Source organism: Oryzomonas japonica, from assembly GCF_008802365.1.
GTDB classification, from domain to species: domain Bacteria; phylum Desulfobacterota; class Desulfuromonadia; order Geobacterales; family Pseudopelobacteraceae; genus Oryzomonas; species Oryzomonas japonica.
Window position 1 is genome coordinate 476,597 of sequence record NZ_VZQZ01000002.1, and the last position, 18,917, is coordinate 495,513.

The 18,917-nt window shown below is 57.0% G+C and carries 14 protein-coding genes; 4 read left to right on the forward strand and 10 right to left on the reverse strand.

The window, feature by feature from the left end; genetic code table 11:
* Positions 1–92 precede the first annotated feature (92 nt).
* From F6V25_RS05470 to pilB, 7 genes are read right to left on the reverse strand one after another with little or no spacing between them, the layout of a single operon-like run.
* On the reverse strand, positions 93–2,750 hold the full coding sequence (locus F6V25_RS05470; RefSeq protein ID WP_151127595.1) for a cation-translocating P-type ATPase: 2,658 nt from the start codon (positions 2,748–2,750) through the stop codon (positions 93–95).
* Positions 2,750–3,493, reverse strand: a complete 744-nt coding sequence (locus tag F6V25_RS05475) for a hypothetical protein (protein ID WP_151127596.1) — start codon at positions 3,491–3,493, stop codon at positions 2,750–2,752. The genes F6V25_RS05470 and F6V25_RS05475 overlap by 1 nt, the downstream gene beginning before the upstream one ends.
* Positions 3,494–3,508: 15 nt before the next feature.
* The gene (locus F6V25_RS05480; RefSeq protein WP_151127597.1) at positions 3,509–4,675 is read right to left on the reverse strand and encodes an ABC transporter permease; all 1,167 of its coding nucleotides are present in this window, start codon (positions 4,673–4,675) and stop codon (positions 3,509–3,511) included.
* Positions 4,676–4,692: 17 nt separating this feature from the next.
* Positions 4,693–6,324, reverse strand: a complete 1,632-nt coding sequence (locus tag F6V25_RS05485; protein WP_151127598.1) for a two-component system sensor histidine kinase NtrB — start codon at positions 6,322–6,324, stop codon at positions 4,693–4,695.
* Between the two features lie 3 nt (positions 6,325–6,327).
* Positions 6,328–7,542, reverse strand: coding sequence for a type II secretion system F family protein (locus tag F6V25_RS05490; protein ID WP_151127599.1), 1,215 nt, complete (start codon positions 7,540–7,542; stop codon positions 6,328–6,330).
* Between the two features lie 19 nt (positions 7,543–7,561).
* Complete coding sequence (locus F6V25_RS05495; protein ID WP_151127600.1) at positions 7,562–8,665, reverse strand: type IV pilus twitching motility protein PilT; 1,104 nt, start codon at positions 8,663–8,665, stop codon at positions 7,562–7,564.
* A gap of 14 nt (positions 8,666–8,679) precedes the next feature.
* Positions 8,680–10,386: a type IV-A pilus assembly ATPase PilB gene (gene pilB / locus F6V25_RS05500; RefSeq protein WP_151127601.1), complete on the reverse strand. Its 1,707-nt coding sequence runs from the start codon at positions 10,384–10,386 to the stop codon at positions 8,680–8,682.
* 178 nt (positions 10,387–10,564) lie between these two features.
* Here pilB and purM point away from each other — a divergent pair, with 178 nt between their 5' ends.
* From purM to F6V25_RS16940, 4 genes are all read left to right on the forward strand, one after another.
* Complete coding sequence (gene purM, locus F6V25_RS05505; RefSeq protein ID WP_151127602.1) at positions 10,565–11,617, forward strand: phosphoribosylformylglycinamidine cyclo-ligase; 1,053 nt, start codon at positions 10,565–10,567, stop codon at positions 11,615–11,617.
* Positions 11,617–12,237, forward strand: coding sequence for a phosphoribosylglycinamide formyltransferase (purN, locus tag F6V25_RS05510; protein ID WP_151127603.1), 621 nt, complete (start codon positions 11,617–11,619; stop codon positions 12,235–12,237). Before purM ends, purN begins: the two co-directional genes overlap by 1 nt.
* Before the next feature lie 88 nt (positions 12,238–12,325).
* Positions 12,326–12,589 carry a 30S ribosomal protein S20 gene (gene rpsT, locus F6V25_RS05515; protein WP_151127604.1) on the forward strand — a complete coding sequence of 88 codons (264 nt, stop codon included), beginning with the start codon at positions 12,326–12,328 and terminating at the stop codon, positions 12,587–12,589.
* Between the two features lie 106 nt (positions 12,590–12,695).
* Positions 12,696–14,771: a nuclear transport factor 2 family protein gene (locus F6V25_RS16940; protein WP_191966086.1), complete on the forward strand. Its 2,076-nt coding sequence runs from the start codon at positions 12,696–12,698 to the stop codon at positions 14,769–14,771.
* A gap of 113 nt (positions 14,772–14,884) precedes the next feature.
* Here F6V25_RS16940 and holA read toward each other — a convergent pair whose 3' ends face one another.
* From holA to leuS, 3 genes are read right to left on the reverse strand one after another with little or no spacing between them, the layout of a single operon-like run.
* On the reverse strand, positions 14,885–15,889 hold the full coding sequence (holA, locus tag F6V25_RS05530) for a DNA polymerase III subunit delta (protein ID WP_151127605.1): 1,005 nt from the start codon (positions 15,887–15,889) through the stop codon (positions 14,885–14,887).
* Positions 15,890–15,891: 2 nt separating this feature from the next.
* Positions 15,892–16,422 (reverse strand): LPS assembly lipoprotein LptE, encoded by a 531-nt coding sequence (lptE, locus tag F6V25_RS05535; RefSeq protein ID WP_151127606.1) that lies wholly within the window; start codon positions 16,420–16,422, stop codon positions 15,892–15,894.
* Positions 16,423–16,433: 11 nt separating this feature from the next.
* Positions 16,434–18,905, reverse strand: a complete 2,472-nt coding sequence (gene leuS, locus F6V25_RS05540; protein WP_151127607.1) for a leucine--tRNA ligase — start codon at positions 18,903–18,905, stop codon at positions 16,434–16,436.
* Positions 18,906–18,917 lie beyond the last annotated feature (12 nt).

The window sequence follows — 18,917 nt, forward strand, 5'->3', positions numbered from 1 at the left end:
CGACGCGAGAAACCAAACCATCCTTTCCCTTGTCCTAGAGACATACTACCACAACTGCGGTACAAACTAAACACAACGTCACAGGGATAACTTTACGCCACACGCCGCACGACGGCCTTTTCGACCTCCAGGACGGCAAACAGCACTATTCCCGGCACAAATACCCAGGCCAGCGCCTCGGCAGCCAGCGGGGTGGTTTTGAAGAAGGCCTGCATGGCCGGCAGATAAACGACCATCCCCTGCAGCAGGATCACCGCTCCGACCATGGCCAGGAGCAGGGGATTGCCGAAGAGCCCCATGCGAAAAAAGGAGTGCCGGAATGAGCGCAGGGCCATGGCTTGGCCGATCTGGGCAAAGGCCAGGGAGGTGAACAACACGGTCTGCCAGTTCTCGGGGTGGAACCGCCAATGGTGATAGGTCAGCAGAATAGTCGAAGTGCCGATAATCCCCCCGGTCAACAGGGTATGACGCACCATGCGGCGATCGAAAATCTGGGAGGTTGGAGAAACCGGGGGACGGGCCATGACGTCCGGCTCGGAGCGTTCCACTCCCATCCCCAGGCCGAGCAGGCCGTCGGTGAGCAGGTTGAGCCAGAGCAGTTGCAGAGGGGTGAGGGGGCTGGGCAATCCCAGAAATGGCAGGGTCAGCACGGCCAGGATCTTGCCCAGGTTGCCGGCCACGGAAAATTCGATGAACTTGCGGATATTGTCGTAGATGGTGCGCCCTTCACGCACCGCAGAGACAATGGTGGCAAAGTTATCGTCCAGGAGTACCATATCGGCCGCCTCGCGGGCCACGTCGGTGCCGGTCATCCCCATGGAGACGCCGATGTCGGCCTTTTTCAGGGCCGGGGCATCGTTGACGCCGTCCCCGGTCATGGCCACCACCTGCCCCTGGCGTTGCAGGGCATCGACGATCATCAGCTTGTGCTCCGGCGAGACCCGGGCATAGACCGACACCTCCCCGCTCGCCGCAACCAGACCGGCCGTGCCGATACGCTCAAGTTCGGCACCGGTCATGACCCGCCCCCCATCCCCCATGCCCAGCCCGTCGGCAATGGACCTGGCGGTCAACGGGTGGTCGCCGGTGATCATGACCGGCCGGATGCCCGCCTGGCGGCAGAGTTCAACCGCATCCCGCGCCTCGGGGCGCAAGGGGTCCATCATGGCGACCAAACCGATCAGGGAAAGACCGTGAACAGCGTGTGTGTCCCGGCCGCCGATGCCGCTGGCAACGGCCAGCACACGCCTTCCCTGGCCCGCCAGGCGGTCGACGGCCGTCATGGCCGCCCGACGCTCCGCTGTCGCAAGCGGATGGTCGCCGACCCGGTCGCACAGCTCCAGCACCGCCCCCAACGCCCCCTTGCCGACCACGAGGCATTCACCGGTTTCCAGATGGGCGGGAAGTCCAAGCGATGTCGCAACAGCAGCATCTCCAACCATATGGAAGGTGACCATGCGTTTGACCGTAGAATCAAAGGGAATCTCGGCAACGCGCGGCAGCCGGGTCTCCAGTTCATGGCGCAACAGTCCCTCATGTGCCGCGGCCGCAAGAAGCGCTATCTCGGTCGGGTCCCCTACCCCCTGCCCCTCTCCTTCCGCCAGCACGGCCTCGTTGCAGAGCGCAACACAGGCCAGTATTCCACGGCGGGCGGCTTCGGCTTCCGATCTCGCCCCGTTGAGGGGCGGAGCGTCCTGTTGCAGGACTTCTGCGCTGGTGACGACCTCTGTGACCGTCATGCGGTTCTGTGTCAGGGTGCCGGTCTTGTCGGAACAGATCACGGTCACCGAGCCGAGGGTTTCAACAGCCGGCAGCTTGCGGATCAGGGCGTGACGTTTCAGCATGCGTTGAGAACCGATGGCCAGGGTAATGGTGACTACCGCCGGCAATCCCTCCGGGATGGCGGCCACCGCCAGGCTGACGGCGGTCATCAGCATTAGACGCAGGTCCTCGCCACGCAGCAGGCCGATGGCCAGAAACAACAGCGAAACCGCTACCGCGGCAAAGGCCAGAATCTTTCCCAATCGGTCGAGGCGCCTCTGCAAAGGTGTCCATTCCTGGGCCATGTCCTGCAACATACCGGCGATACGCCCCAACTCCGTGTTCATGCCGGTTGCCACCACAACGGCCACCCCACGGCCATAGGCAACCGTGGTACCCATGAAGACCATATTCACGCGCTCGCCGGTCGGAATGGGATCATCCATTGCTCCCAGGGCCTCGACACACTTTTCCACCTCTTCGGCCTCCCCGGTCAGGACCGCCTCCTGCACCCGCAGGTTGTAGACCTCAACCACTCTGCAATCGGCCGGCACCAGGTTGCCTGCCTCCAAGAGGACGATATCGCCCGCCACCAGATCGACTGCCGGAATTTCAACCGGCATCCCGGTGCGCCGCACCCGCACCACAGGCACGGCCAGCCGTTTGAGCGCCCGCATGGCCCGCTCCGCACGGTATTCCTGCACAAATCCCAGAACAGCAAAGAGGCAGACGATGGCGAGGATAGTCAGGCTGTCTTTGAAAGAACCGACAAAAGCAGAGAGGAGCGCTGCCCCGGTCAGGATCAGCGCCATGGTCGAGGTGAACTGCTCCCACAAAATAAGCCAGGGCGATGTGCCGCCCCGCTCCCGTAGTTCGTTACTGCCGAAACGGGACAAGCGGCAGGCAGCTTCGTCGGATGAGAGGCCGCAGGCGGCATCGACCTTCTGCTCTGCCAGAACTGTTGCTATGTCCCGCAGGTGCCAGTCCATCAGTAGACCTGGGGATCCGGGGTGTCGAGCATCGGGTTGAGGCGGACAGCCAGGGAAAACAGGTAGGGGTAGTCAACCTTGAGGTGTTGCATGTACAAGACCCATTCACGGGACAAGTGCCCGAAGACACGCTTGATGTCGCCATTGATGTGTTCGGTATCGCTCGGAGACATTGCGTCAAAGGATGACCGCGCCTCCAGCTCCTCCACCAGATGGAATACGGCCCACAACAGGTCGGTAAACTGCTCATGTTCCAGCAGGTTCTGATTTTCCAGGAGCCCAACCAGAAACGTGCGCTTTTCGATCAGGAATTCCTTCAGCCGGTTCTTGCCCCCTGCATCGCAACTGACCTTGATATCGGTCCGGCCCAAGTAGTCCAGCGCCTTTGCGAATTCGTCATCTTTCCAGTTCCCGCCCACCAGAAGGTGGCCTTTCAATTCTCCACAGGCCGCCACGCAGGTCGATAGCTCCCTGAGCAGGCGATTGCCGACCTCGCTGAAAAAAACACCGATCACCATATTGAGCTTGCGCATGACCGCCTGGCGTTCCCGCTCCCGTACAATCTGCTCAACGATCAGTGTAATAAACATGACATAAACCGGCAAGAATGCCAGGTTTCCCAAAAAGCTAGAAGCGATGTCGCGGCTGTTGCCGAGAACAAAGTAGTCAATCAGGTACAGGGCCAGCGATGCCCCGGCCAGGACCGCCAATACGATGTGTTTTTTAAGGAACAATCCGTTCATCCACGCTTCTCCATTTCAACCTTCCCGCAGGGCATCGACGATATTCAGGCGGCTGGCCCGCACGGCGGGGATTACGCCCCCCACAAAACCCATGAGCAGGGAAAACAAGAGTGATTTGTAAATAATTTCGACAGTAAGGGTAAATGAAAAGGCAAGCTCGGAAAAGGTCTGCCAGTTCATGGTAGAGATGGTGATAAACTGCATAAATGACGCCATGAAAAGTCCGGCGGCCCCTCCGATCAGGCCGAGCAGCAGGGATTCCATCAGAAAGGCCAGCATGATGCTGCTGCGTTGGAAACCGAGAGCCCGCAGGGTGCCGATCTCTCCGACCCGGTTGGCAACGGCGGCATACATGGTGATCATGGCACCGATGATGGCGCCCAGGGAGAAGATCACCGTTAACGACATGCCGAGTATGCGTAAAAACTTGGCCATGGCCTCGGACTGATCTCGATAGTAGCGGGTTTCGCGGCGCACATCCAACGTCAGGCGCGGGTCGGCATCCAGCTTGGCCTTGACCGCAGAAAAATCGCCGCTGTCGCGCAGCCGGAAGGTGACCGAGGAGTACACCGGCCGCCGGAAAGCCTGCATCAACTGGATGGCATCACCCCATATCTCGGAATTGAAACCGGTAGCGCCGGCATCAAAGATACCGACCACCGTCCAGTCGCGCATGCCGAAGCGAAGGGATTCACCGATCCCGCCGCCTTTGAAGCGCTGCGCGATACTGCCTCCCGCCATGATTTCAGCTGAACCGGGACGTGGCATGCGCCCCTCTACCAGTCGCACCTGGGGCCGGAGTTTGAGGGACGCTGGATCAATCCCCCGGATGACCACATTGGCCGGCTTGTCGCTGCCCCGTTTGGGAAGGCTTATCAGTACGACCAGTTCCTTGGCCGCCAGGAGGGTGCCGTCACTTCCGGTAGCGATATCCGGCAGGCTCTCCACAATGGCGGCCTGGGAGCGCTCCACACCGCTTTGCACCTCCGAGTTGGCCGCCTTGCGGGTGACGATAACATTATCGGCGGAACCGGTTTCAATCAGCGTTTTTTCCAACCCCGCCGACAGCATCAGGATCGAAGCGAAGACAAACACCACCAGCGCCATTCCCGTTGCAGTCAAAAAGGTTGTCAGGCGGCGGGTGAAAAGATTGCGAAAGCTGTAGGAAATCGGAATGGGCATCTCGATCGGCCAGTTCGTTACACGGGGAGCATGATGGTAAAACGGCACCCCCCCTCGGGAGGTGACTCGACGGTGATGGTCCCACCGTGGGCTTCGATAATACGGTAGGTAACGGCCAGCCCAAGGCCGGAACCCTCCGCCTTGGTGGTCCAGAAGGGTTCGAACAGGTGGGCCGCCGTAGTGCTGTCAATGCCGCAACCACTGTCGGTCACCGTAATAACCGCTGCCGGGGTTTTGTTAAAACCATCCGCTCCGCTGAGTTGAAAACGCGATTCGATCCCAACCACACCCCCCTCCGGCATGGCCTCCGCGGAATTACGGAACAGATTCAGCAGGACCTGCCGCAGTTGGTTGATGTCGGCTTGAATCAGTATATGCGCGGCGACGAGATTGCGGAAGGAAACCGCCCTGAAGTGACTGTCTGAAGACAGGAGCATAATCAGATCTTCCACCAGCGGCCGCAACTCGAACCGCTCCTTGCAAGGGGAGGAAGGGCGGGCATAGGCCAGAAAATCGGTAATCAGACCGTTGAGCCTTTCCGCCTCGCGCAGCACGATCTTCAACAGCCGCTGATCGTCTTCTGATACGGAACCGTGCTCGGCCAGCATCTGAACCGAGCCACTCATGGCCGCCAAAGGATTCCGGATTTCGTGGGCCATGCGGGCGGATACCTCACCGAGCGCCGCCAGCCTGTCCGCCCTTTTCAGGGCCGTTTCCATCCGTTTCATGGAGGTAAGGTCCTTGAAGTTGACAATTGCCCCTGCCGATACTCCCTGGCTGTCGCAGAACGACACGGCGTTGTAGCCGAGAGTCATCGTTTCGCCGCTTGGCAGTTCATATTCGAACTCCCCGTCCATCCGGGAGTCCATATGGCCGGCAATATCAGCAAGCGCCGGAAAGATGTCCACAAGCCGGCTATTATAAGCATCAGTCTGCGTCATGCCGGTAATCGTTTCGGCATAACGATTGAAAACCCTGATCCTGCCGGCCGGGGTAATCGTAAGCAGACCGCTTTCCAGATTCGATACGATGCTCGTGCTCAAACGCTCCAGCTCATCATAGTTGACGGTTTTCTCGCGGAGTGCCTCCTCGCTTTCCCTGGCGCGCGCCGAAAGAAAACTGGTGATAAGGGCCGTCAGATAAAAGCCCATGAGGTTGAAGAAAATCGTGTAAAAAATGTGCGATGCGCCAAGTTGCTGGGCATCGGACCGGCTGAGGCCGATCGAGGCCAGCAGACCGAAGTATTGCAGATCAATTATGGAACCGTAGAGTATGCTACAGAGGGATGCTGCGTAGAGCGCTTGCCGCCCCCCCAGCAACAGACCGGCACTCATGATGGAAAGAAGATAGAGGAAGGAATAGGGGCTGAGTATGCCGTTGGTAAACAGCAGGAGAACCGTTACGAAGAGCAGATCCCAGATCGTCTGGAGGTAGGCGATAAAGGCGTGGTATCTCTGGAGCCGGAGAAATAACAGGCAACAAAGGGAGAACAGAAAAGAAAACGCCATCAAGCGGATCAAACCGCTCTGAAGGTGCCCTTCAGCCGAGGTAAGGTCCTGATAATTCAGCAGTACGGTAGACGCCAGGAACAGGAATGACACCACGATCCTGGCATAAATGAAAAGCCTGAGTTTTCGTTCAAGCCCCATATCTTACCCGCCGACGGTCCCCGCCAGCTTAAAGATCGGCAGGTACATGGCAACGACCAAACCACCGACAGCCGTCCCCAGGAACACCATCAACAGCGGCTCCATCATGGCGGTCATGGCCGAAACGGCATCGTCCACCTCGTCATCGTAGAAATCGGCGATCTTGCCCAGCATGGCGTCCATGGCGCCGGTCGCCTCGCCAACGGCGATCATCTGAACGACCATGGGGGGAAAAACGCCGCAGGAGGCCAGCGGCTCGGCCATGGTTTTGCCCTCGGAGATGGCTTGACGCACGCCGTAGATTGCCTCTTCGACGATCTTGTTGCCGGCGGTCCTGGCCACGATATCAAGCCCGTCCATAATCGGCACGCCGGAGCTGACCATCGTTCCCAAGGTCCTGGTGAACTTGGCAACGGCAACCTTCCTGATCAGCGGCCCGGCTATCGGTGCCTTGAGCGCCATGCGGTCGATTTTTTTCTGCCCTCCGTCCGTGGCGTAGTATTTCTTGATGGCGGTAATAATGCCGAAGAAGACGGCAATGATGACAATGATGTACTTCATCAGAAAATTGCTCAGGCCGATGACAAACTTGGTCGGTGCCGGCAAGTCGCCACCGAAATCGGCAAACATCTTGGCAAAGGTCGGGATGACGAAGATCAGGATGACCCCGACGACAATAACCGCGATGGACATGATGGTGATGGGGTAGACCATGGCGCCCTTGATCTGTTTCTTCAGTTTCATGGCCTTTTCGATGTAGGCCGCCAGCCGGTTCAGGATGGTGTCGAGGATACCGCCGACCTCGCCTGCGGCCACGAGATTGACATAAAGCTGGTCAAAGGCCTTGGGGTGTTTGCCGAGGGCATCGGCAAAGGTGGAACCGCTTTCCACACTCTCCTTCACCTTATAGAGTATATCCTTGAAGGTCTTGTTCTCCTGCTGGCCGGCAAGGATCTCAAGGCATTGGACCAGCGGCAGGCCAGAATCGATCATGGTGGCAAACTGGCGGGTAAAGACGACTAGGTCCTTGGTGTCGACCTTGCCGCCGCCAAACTTGGGAAGTTTGATGGAAAACGCCTTGACCTGTTCATTGATGCTGATATTGGTAAAACCATACTTTTTCAACTGGGCTTCAACGATGTTGGTGCTTGCAGCCTCGATGACGCCCTTTTGCACGCCACCGGTTCTGGTACGTGCTTCCCATGAAAATTTTGGCATTGTCCGATACTCCTCGCTTTTAGTGAACAGGCGGCCGTCTCTGCATATTCAGGCCGGCAGAGGGGTTATTGATCATCTGCTTGAGTTCTTCCGGGTCCTGGGAGCGCCCGAGGGCCTCTTCCAGGGATATCATCCGTTTCTGATACAGGGACAGGAGCGACTGGTTCATGGTCTGCATGCCGTACTTCTCCTGCCCGACCTGCATCTGTGAATAGATTTGATGGACCTTGTCTTCACGAATCAGGTTGCGAATGGCGGCGTTGGGAACCATGATCTCCAGGGATAACGCACGTCCTCGCGAGTTCATTCTCGGGATCAGAGCCTGGGATATGACCCCTTCCAATACAAAGGAAAGCTGCGCCCGTATCTGGGTCTGCTGATACGGAGGAAACACATCCACAATACGGTTTATGGTCTGGACACAGGAGTTGGTATGCAGGGTAGCCAGACAGAGATGCCCGGTTTCCGAGAGGGTCAGCGCCGCCTCGATGGTCTCGAGATCGCGCATCTCTCCGACCAGAACCACGTCAGGATCCTGGCGCAGTACGTACTTGAGGGCATTTTTAAACCCCTTGGTGTCGGCCCCTACCTCACGCTGGTTAACGAGACACCCTTTGTGGGGGTGCAGGTACTCGATCGGGTCCTCGATGGTGACGATGTGCTCGCGGCGGTTGATATTGATGTAATCGATTATGGAAGCCAGGGTCGTGGATTTGCCGCTGCCGGTCGGGCCGGTCACGAGAATCAGCCCACGGGATTTGGCAGCCAGTTCGGAAACGATGGGGGGCAGTCCAAGCTCTTCGAACGTCAGGACGCGGTAGGGGATAACCCTGAATACTCCGGCCACGGCCCCACGCTGGACGAATATATTGCCCCTGAAGCGGGAAAGCCCCTTGACCCCGAACGAAAGGTCCAATTCATTTTCTTCTTCGAATTTGTGCTTCTGGGCATCGGTCAGGACGCTATAACAGAGTTGCTTGGTCTCAACCTGGTTCAGCGGCGGAAAATCGAGCGGTGTCAGCTTGCCATCGACCCTGATCTGGGGTGAGGTGTTGGTGGTGATATGCAGGTCAGAACCATTGCTTTCGACAAGAACCTTCAGCAGTTGGTGCAGATTAACCATTGAGCCCGTCCTTTCTAGTCGTCAGCAACAGTTACCCGAAGGACCTCTTCAAAGGAAGTGACCCCTTCCTTGAGCTTGGTAAGCCCTGACTGACGCATGGTCTTGATGCCCAGCCGCATTGACTCCCGCTTGATCTCGGCGGTGTTGGCACCATTGAGGATCAGTTCACGGATTTCATCAAGCATGGGCATAACCTGATAAAAACCGACCCGCCCCTTGTAGCCGGTATTGTTGCAGACGGAACACCCTCTGCCGCGCATGCAGACAAAGGAAGGCGCCTCATCGGGTGAGACGCCGGCGTCGATCAATGCCTGGACCGGGATGTCTTCCGGTTCCTTGCATTCGGCGCAGACCCGGCGGGCAAGGCGCTGGGCCGTGATCAGGTTGACGGCCGACGACACCAGAAACGGTTCGATACCCATATTGAGCAGGCGGTTGATAGTGGCCGGGGCATCGTTGGTGTGGAGGGTGGAAAGCACCATGTGGCCGGTCAAGGCCGCCTTGGTTGCTATTTCAGCGGTCTCGAAATCTCGAATCTCGCCGATCATGATGATATCGGGATCCTGGCGCAGAAAAGAGCGGAGGGCCGCGGCAAAATTGAGGCCGATATCCTCATGCATCTGCACCTGATTGATGCCGGCAAAGTTGAATTCGACCGGGTCCTCGGCGGTGGAGATATTCTCGGAAACCTTGTTGAGCTCGGCCAGTGCCGAATAGAGAGAAACCGTCTTGCCGCTCCCGGTGGGACCGGTGACCAGCACCATGCCGAACGGTTTGTGAATCTCGCGCAAAAAGTGCGCCAGGGCCTCAGGTTCGTACCCCAGCTTGGTCAGGTCCGTTTGCAGGTTGCTCTTGTCCAGGAGCCGCATGCAGATCTTCTCGCCGAACAGCGTCGGCAGCACCGAAACGCGAAAATCCATGTCCTTGCCGCCGCCCAGCTTGATCTTGATACGGCCATCCTGGGGCAGCCGCCGTTCGGCGATATCCAACTCCGACATGATCTTGATACGGGAGGTTATGGCGTTTTTCAGCTTGAGAGGCGGCTTCATCACCTCGTAGAGGACACCATCGATACGGTAGCGGACGCGGAACACCTTTTCGTAGGGTTCGATATGGATATCGCTGGCCTTTTTCCTGATGGCGTCCTGGAGGATGGCATTGACCATCTTGACGACCGGAGCGTCCTCGGTGGCCCGTTCCAAGGAGTTGACATCCACCTCATCGGTATCGCCGACGACCTCCACATCCTCAAAATCCATGTCGCCCATGACATCGGCCAGCGACGCAGACTGATCGTAATTCTTGTCGATGGCGTTTTTGATGTCCGATTCGGACGCAACCACCATCTCCACATTGTAGCCGGTCATGAACTTGATGTCTTCGATGGCGAACAGATTGGACGGATCGCTGACCGCGACGATCAGCGTCGCGCCAGCGCGGTTGACCGGTATAAGCTGGTATTTCTGGACAACTTCCTGGGGAATGACCTTGATGACGGCAGGGTCTATGTCATAATCGGATAAATTGACGGCGGGAACGCCGTATTGTTTGGAGAGAAACGAGGTAAGATTTTGATCGCTGATGGCATTTTGCTTGATCAGGACCGTGCCGAGGCGCATCTGACCACCGGAAAGCTTTTGCTCCTCAAGCGCCTTGGCAAGCTGTTCCTTGGTGATCAGGTTGTTTTTTACCAGGATCTCTCCCAGCCGGCTTGACTGCATATCCCCCCCGCTCATGTCAGCGTCGTCAGATATTATGCGGAGTACCCTGTATTGTCAAGCTGTTGTTGCTGCCAAACCGGCACACTACCAGAGCCGAACAAAGCAGCTTTTGCAGTTTGAAATTGACATTTTACCGCCCGTGTTTTACAAAAGTTTTTCATCTAAGGAGGTAGAGAGTTTGAGCGAACGAAGGATAACCTATAAGGATGCCGGGGTTGATATAGCGGCCGGCAACAGCTTTGTCAGCATGATCAAACCGCTGGTCAAGGCCACGTCCCGCCCGGAGGTCATGGCAGATATCGGCGGTTTCGGCGGCCTTTTTTCGTTAAATACGGCCAAATATAAAAACCCGGTGCTCGTGTCCGGGACCGACGGCGTCGGCACCAAGCTCAGGATCGCCTTTATGGCAGACCGCCACGATACTGTTGGCATCGATCTGGTGGCCATGTGCGTCAACGATATTGTGGTACAGGGAGCGGAACCGCTCTTTTTTCTCGACTACCTGGCAACCGGCAGGCTCCTGCCCGAGAAAGCGGCGGACGTCGTCAAAGGGATCGCCGAAGGGTGCAAACAGGCCGGCTGTGCCCTTATCGGCGGCGAAACGGCTGAAATGCCCGGCTTCTACGCCGATGGCGAATACGATATCGCCGGTTTTGCCGTAGGGGTGGTGGAACGGGACAACATCATCGACGGTTCGGGCATTTCCGTAGGCAACCGCCTGATCGGCATAGCCTCCAGCGGACTCCACAGCAACGGCTACTCGTTGGCGCGCAAGCTCATCTTCGAACGCATGGGGCTGTCCCTGGACTCCCAATTGGCCGGCACCGGCCGGACCGTCTGCGAAGAGTTGCTTACGCCGACACGCATCTATATCCGTTCCATCATGAACCTGCTCAAGGATTTCAGGATTAACGGCATTGCCCATATCACCGGAGGCGGGCTGCTGGAAAACATCCCCCGTATCCTGCCCAAGGGGTGTAAAGCCACCATTCACCTGGATCGATGGGAACGGCAGCCTCTTTTTCATATCTTGCAGGAGGCCGGCAACGTTGAACGTGCGGAGATGTACCGCACCTTCAACATGGGGATCGGCATGGTGGTGGCTGTCTCGGAGGAGGAATCCGAGGATATCGTCTACCGTCTGAAGGGACTTGGCGAGCAGGCCTGGGTTATCGGCGATATTACCACCTGCGCGGATGGCAGCGAGTGCGTCGAACTGGTGGAGGGGTAGTGACTGACGGAAACCCGGTCAGGCTGGCGGTTCTGGTTTCGGGAAACGGCACCAATCTCCAGGCCGTTATCGACCGAATTGCGTCAGGCGGGATAAATGCCACCATTGCGTGCGTGATCAGCAACAGACATGATGCCTTTGCCCTGAAACGCGCCGAGAAACACAACATTCCGGCAATCATCCACGAGAGTGGCGCTTACGCCAACCGCCGGGAGTACGATGCCGTCCTGGTAGATATGTTGCGGGACCGTGGCGTTGAACTGGTGGTCCTGGCCGGCTTCATGCGGATTCTGACCGATGTGATGGTCACGGCGTTCCCCCATGCCATCATGAACATTCACCCTGCCCTTTTGCCGGCTTTCCCGGGCCTTCACGCCCAGAAGCAAGCCCTTGACTACGGTGTTCGCTTTACCGGCTGCACGGTTCACTTCGTGGACGGCGGAACCGACACCGGTCCGATCCTCCTTCAGGCGGTCGTTCCCGTCCTGGAAGACGACACGGAAGAAAAACTTGCGGCCCGCATTCAGCACGAGGAGCATCGTATCTACCCCGAGGCCATACGTCTCTTCTGCGCGGGGAAGTTTTGTGTGGACGGCAGACGGGTACGGCTGTCGCCATAATTTCTCTTGACAACGCAACTGCAGTAGTGTTAGTAAACTAGCTTCAATTTAGATATTACTCGCGGAAAGAATCACACGGAGGTGCAGCTTGGCACATCATAAGTCGGCAATCAAAAGGATTAAACAGAACGCCAAGAGGAGTGCCCGCAACCGGCACGTTACCTCAACGCTGAAGACATATATCAAGCGGGTGCGCGAGGCTGTCGAGGCCAAGGACAAGGAAGCAGCTACCGCAGCCCTGAAGGCCGCCATTCCGGTCATCGATGCTTCTGCTTCGAAAGGCGTGATCCACAACTCCAATGCCTCCAGAAACGTTTCGCGCCTGACCAGGCTCGTCAATACCCTGGGTTAACACCAATCGCGCACGACATAAGGTCACACAAAGGGGACTCCCATGCAATGGGAGCCCCCTTTGTTTTTAGCGGGAGCAACAACGCTTTTCCCAAAGGGTCCGTTCAATGAATGCAAACGACTATCAGGAAATCCGGCACCTGTTTGATGAATACCTTCGGATGTACGCATCCCGCGACGACCGTCTCACCACATGTTTCAGCAATGATTTTTCCGGCTTCACAGGAGGCGGAGATTTTCTCGTCAAAGACAGGGAAGAATGGGTGGCGATTACCCGCCAGGACTTCGCCCAGGTCAAAGATCCGCTCCGCATCGAGCTCAAGGACCTGGCAATCCAATCCCTGTCTGATACGATTGCTGTGACTACCGGATTCTTCACCATTCACCTGCCAATCAAAGACTACATTCTGTCACGAGAGACCGCCCGCCTTGTGCTGATATTCCGCAAGGAATCCACCGAGTGGAAAATCGCGCATAGTAGCATTTCCATTCCCTACTACCTGGTCCGTGAGGGCGAAGTGTATCCTATGAAGGGGTTGGTGGAACGCAATCAGCTTCTGGAAGAGCAGATTGCCGAGCGGACTCTGCAGCTTTCCGAGGCAAATGATAAACTTCGACAGACAAATGAAAAGCTGGCGAGAGAGGTCGAAGAACACAAACGCACGGAATTAGCCAATACGAGATTATTGCTGCAACAACGCGCCATATTGGACAACCTGCCCATGATAGCGTGGCTCAAAGACTCAGAAGGTCGTCTTGCAATGGTTAACGAGCCATATGCCGAGGCCTGTGGTCATACGGTAGATGATTGCATCGGCAAAACCGACCTGGAGTTATTCCCCCTGGAAATGGCCAAGAGCTATATCGCCGACGACCGTGAGGTGTGTACCACCGGCCAGAAGAGACAGTTGGAAGAGCAAGTCGCAACACCGGATGGCACAAAGTGGCACCTTACGTATAAGACTCCACTCTTTGACGAACTGGGTAGAGTCGCTGGTATAATGGGAATTGCCTTGGACATCTCATATCTCAAAGAACATGAAAAAGAAGAACTGAGGGTTCAGAAACTGGAATCGCTGGGAGTACTCGCCGGCGGCATTGCCCACGACTTCAACAATATTCTTACCGGGATCATGGGAAACATATCCCTTGCCAAGATGTCCCTTGATGACACGCACAAGTCATATAAAGCCCTGGTTGGGGCTGAAAAAGCATCGGTGCGGGCCACCGAACTGGCTCGTCAACTCCTGACCTTTGCCCGCGGTGGCGAACCTGTCAAGAATGTTGTTTCACTCCAGCATCTTGCAAATGAAACAATGTCACTGGTTCTTCACGGTTCCAATGTCAGGGGCGTCGTTGACATCCCCGATTCAATTCACGCGATAGAAGCGGATGAAGGGCAGATCAGTCAGGCATTCCACAACATTATTATAAACGCTACGCAAGCGATGCCGGGTGGCGGGGTCTTGACCGTCTCTGCTCGCAACGAGACGCTTGCCGGCAGGAATAGCATGGCACTTCCTCCCGGCCCATATATCTGCCTCGCCTTTACCGATGAAGGCTGCGGAATATCGGATACTGATCTGGAAAAGATCTTTGATCCCTATTTCACAACCAAGGTCAGCGGGAATGGCCTGGGGCTTGCTTCAACCCATTCAATAATCAGCAGGCATGGCGGACATATCAGCGTCAGTTCTCTCGTAGATAAAGGTGCTACCTTCACAATCCATCTGCCGTCAATCGGAGAGACTCTTCCGAAATGTCCGACCGAACCTGTCACACAAACCTCCAAAGATCATAGTGGAGGTTCAATTCTTGTCATGGACGATGAAGAGATGATCCGGGAACTAACGACGGGAATGCTTGAAGAAATCGGGTATCACGTTACGACCTGTGGCGCAGGATCAGAAGCCATACGGTACTATGAAGCGGCAAAGGAATCAGGAACGCCTTTCTCGGCGGTAATTATGGATCTGACCATTCCGGGAGGCATGGGTGGCAGGGAAGCGGCTGAAAAAATCCTTGATATTGATCCGGCGGCGCGACTGATAGTTTCCAGCGGTTATTCAAACGATCCGATCATGTCCGACTATCGTACCTACGGTTTTACCGGCGCTATCGCAAAACCATACAGGGTCAATGAACTGGCGGAAATGCTGCGTTCAGCACTGCATGATCGTTAGATAAAAATCATTTTTTAAACACGAAAGCGCGCAGATAGAAGAGATCAGCGCGCCGGAATGAAGGCGAGTGCACACCCGCTTGGCGAGTATGCGCTCGCATCAGTTTGATTGGGTTACTGCGCTAAAGACGACGTACAGATCCCGACCACAAGGCCATGCATCAGGGTTGCGGGCTGCCCTCCACCTGTCTTGGACGCGACATCGCAACGATAGAGCTCTTCGAACAGCCTTCCCAATTCACCCCGCGAGAAGTTTTTCGCCTGCTGGACAACTTCCCCCAGAAAAAACGTGTGGATGTTGAGTTCCCGGCCGATATCGGCCTGGGACACCCTGCGATCCAGCAACTCCCTGATCCGCCACAGTTGCCGGAAATGTCGTGTCAGGGCCCCAATCATCATCGGAGCATCTTCACCATTGCGAAAGAGTGCCCCAAGACTCTTGAGGGCGTTCTGCAGATCGCGCATACCGAGGAAGCGGGCAAGCTCGAAGGCGGTAAACGCCTTGCTGCTGCTGGCGATGACGCGCACGTCCTCCACGGTTATCCGCGACCGGTCGCCGCAGTACACGGCCAGCTTTTCTACTTGCGACGACAACTCCTGGAGGTTGTTGCCGATCAGAAGAGACAGCAATCCGGCGGCGGCCGGGTCGATCGTCTTTCCCTGGGCCACCGCCTCGCTCTGGATAAAGCCGCTCAGCTTGTTGTCGTAGAGCCGCTTGTATTCCACCAGACACCCCTGTTTCTTGAGTTCCTGGAAGAATTTCTTGCGTTGGTCGATCTTGGCGCCGGTAAACACGAGGCACGTGGTTGCGGCCGGATTGCGGACATACGGCAGCAGGCTCTCCAGAACATCGGCCTTGAGCGCATCCGCGCGTTTTACCAGCACCGCACGCCGCTCGGCGAACATGGGCAGGGTCTGGGCGGCATCGAGGATTTCAACCCCTTTGGTTTCATTGCCGTAGAAGACATTGAAGTTGAAATCCTTGAGTGAAGGATCGATGGCCCGTTCCAGCAATTGATGGACAGTCCGTTCGATCAGGAACGTCTCTTCGCCGTACAGATAGATGAGCGCCGGTATGGTCCCCTTGTTAAGGGCGGTTTCAAGCTCCTGAGCGGTCATGATCAGTACGCCTGTTCCACGGTCACAAGAAACCTGTCGGCCAGGGTCCGGGAGGCCGCCTTCAGGGCCGCCTCCTCGGCGTTATGCTGCAGGGCCAGGTCCGTGGACGCGGGGAAGTCCTGAAACGCCTGGACGGTTCCCTTCCACACAGGGGCCGTCCCGCCCTTTTGATGCAATTCCAGATCAACAGAGATAGTCAGACGGTATTCCTTAACCTGGTCTGCGGCAGAATAGGAGACCGCCTTGAGGGTATAGGAAGCCAGCTTGCCCCGCACCCTGAGGTCGGCCGTGGCCTCCCTGTCCGCCGGGGCCAGTCCCCGCATGGTGTGACTTTCCTCGTACAACGCCCGCCGGATAACGGTCTGGGCTGTGGGGCTGACCGTCTCGTTGACGATGAACGCCACCCAGATCGACTGACCCGTTGTCAGCGTGTTTCCAGCCGTTCCGGCAAAGCGATAGCCACACCCCGCACATAACAACATGCAGCAGAGCAGCAGGAACGAGAAAGAGCGGAATAGACCTCCGAAAGACATATCCCCTCCCCCTACGCCGCCACGATGTTGATCAGCTTGCCCGGTACGCAGATAACCTTGCGCACCTGTTTGCCCTCGAGAAACGGGAGCACCTTTTCGTCCGCCAGGGCGCACTTCTCGAGTTCCTCCATACTGGTCCCGGCACTCACCGTGATCCGGGTACGGAGCTTCCCGTTGACCTGAACAACAACCAATATTTCTTCATCCACGACCGCATCCCGGTCGTATTCCGGCCAGGCGGTGCGGGAAAGGGGGGTGGTATTGCCGAGGCGCTGCCACAACTCCTCACTCACGTGCGGGACAAAGGGAGCCAGCAGCAGCACCGTGGTTTCCAATGCCTCTTTCATGACGGCGCCGTACTGTGGCGTTTGGAGATCCGCGGGCTGGAGCGTATTGAGCAGTTCCATGATCGATGCGATGGCGGTATTGAAATGGAAACGCTCTTCGATGTCCTCGGTCACCTTTTTGATGGTCTTGTGTACGGCGCGGCGCAGCGTGCGTTCCTCAGCCGTAAGCGTTGCCAGGTCCGGCGCAGCGGCGTTTTTCACCAGGTCGAGGCGATCATGGACCAGTTTCCACACGCGGTTGATGAAACGGAACGAGCCGTCCACCCCTTGGTCGCTCCAGTCCAGATCCTTTTCCGGCGGCGCCGCAAACAGGGAAAAGAGGCGGGCCGTATCGGCACCGTAACGCTCGATGAGGGCATTGGGATCGACTACATTACCCTTGGATTTACTCATCTTGGTGCCATCTTTGATGACCATGCCCTGGGTCAACAGGTTGGTGAAAGGTTCATCGCAGGAGACGTACCCCAGGTCGCGCAACACCTTGGTAAAGAAACGGGCATACAGAAGATGCAGGACGGCGTGTTCGATACCGCCGATATACTGGTCAACGGACATCCAGTAATCCACGCGCTTGCGGTCCAGGGGGCCATCCTGGAAATCAGGGCAGCAATAGCGCAGGAAATACCAGGACGACTCGACGAAAGTGTCCATGGTGTCGGTTTCGCGGCGCGCCGCCTTGCCGCATGTGGGACACGTGCAGTTGACAAAGGAGTCCAGCTTGGCCAGCGGGCTGCCCCCTTCACCACTGAACTCCACGTCCATGGGAAGCCGTACCGGCAGGTCCTTTTCCGGCACCGGCACCACGCCGCAATTTTCGCAGTAGATTACCGGGATGGGGTTCCCCCAGTAACGTTGCCGGGAGATTCCCCAATCGCGCAAACGGAAATTGACCGTTTTCTTGCCGATCCCCTCCTGTTCCAGGTAATCGGCGATGGCCTCTTTGGCGGCATCGCTCTTCAGGCCGTCGAACCGGCCCGAGTTGACCAGTGTTCCGGTCTCGGTAAAGGCGGCCTTCATGGTGGCGGTATCGAGGCTCTCCCCTTCCGGCTGGATCACGACCTGGAGCGGCAGCGAATATTTACGGGCAAACTCAAAGTCACGCTGGTCGTGGGTCGGCACCGCCATGACCGCGCCGGTGCCGTAGTCGGTCAGGACAAAGTTGGCCAGATACACCGGCATGCGGGCCTTGGTGAGAGGATTGATGCAGTAGGAACCGGTGAAGACCCCTTCCTTTTCAAAGTCTTCCGCGGTCCGCTTGATGCGGTCGGTTTTTTTAACCTTTTCGATAAAGGCATCGACCTCGGCTTTCCGGTCGGGAGTGGTCAGTTGCTGGGCCAAGGGGTGTTCGGGGGCCAGGGACATGAAGGTGGCGCCAAAAACCGTATCCTGGCGGGTCGTAAAGACCTTAACGGACTCGCTGCGCCCTTCCAGAGGAAAATCGATCTCGCAACCGATACTCTTGCCGATCCAGTTGCGTTGCATGACCAGCACCCGTTCCGGCCACCCTGGAAGTTTAAAGGTCCAGTCCAGCAACTCCTCGGCATAATCGGTGATGCGGAAGAACCACTGATCAAGCTCCTTCTGCTTGACCTCGCTGTCGCAACGCCAGCAGGCACCGTCTTCCACCTGTTCGTTAGCCAGCACGGTCTCGCATTTCGGGCACCAGTTGACAAAGGAAGTCTTCTTGTACGCCAACCCCTTGGCGAGCATCTCCAGAAAGATCTTCTGCTCCCAGCGGTAATATGCCACATCGCAGGTGGCAAGTTCGCGGCCCCAGTCGTAGGAAAGCCCCATTTTCTTGAGCTGGCCGCGCATATAGTCGATGTTTTCATGGGTCCACTTGGCCGGATGGCTCTTATTCTGGATGGCGGCATTTTCAGCCGGCATCCCGAAGGCATCCCATCCCATGGGATGAAGCACGTTGAAGCCGCGCATCTTCTTGAACCTGCCGACCACATCGCCGATGGAATAATTGCGCACGTGGCCCATATGTATCCTGCCGGAGGGATAGGGAAACATCTCCAGCAGATAGTACTTCTTCTTATCCTGATCTTCGGTGACGGCAAAGGATGCCGCTTCTTCCCAACAGCTCTGCCATTTTTCTTCTATATCCTTGGGGATGTACTTCAGTTCCACAATTCTGTTCCT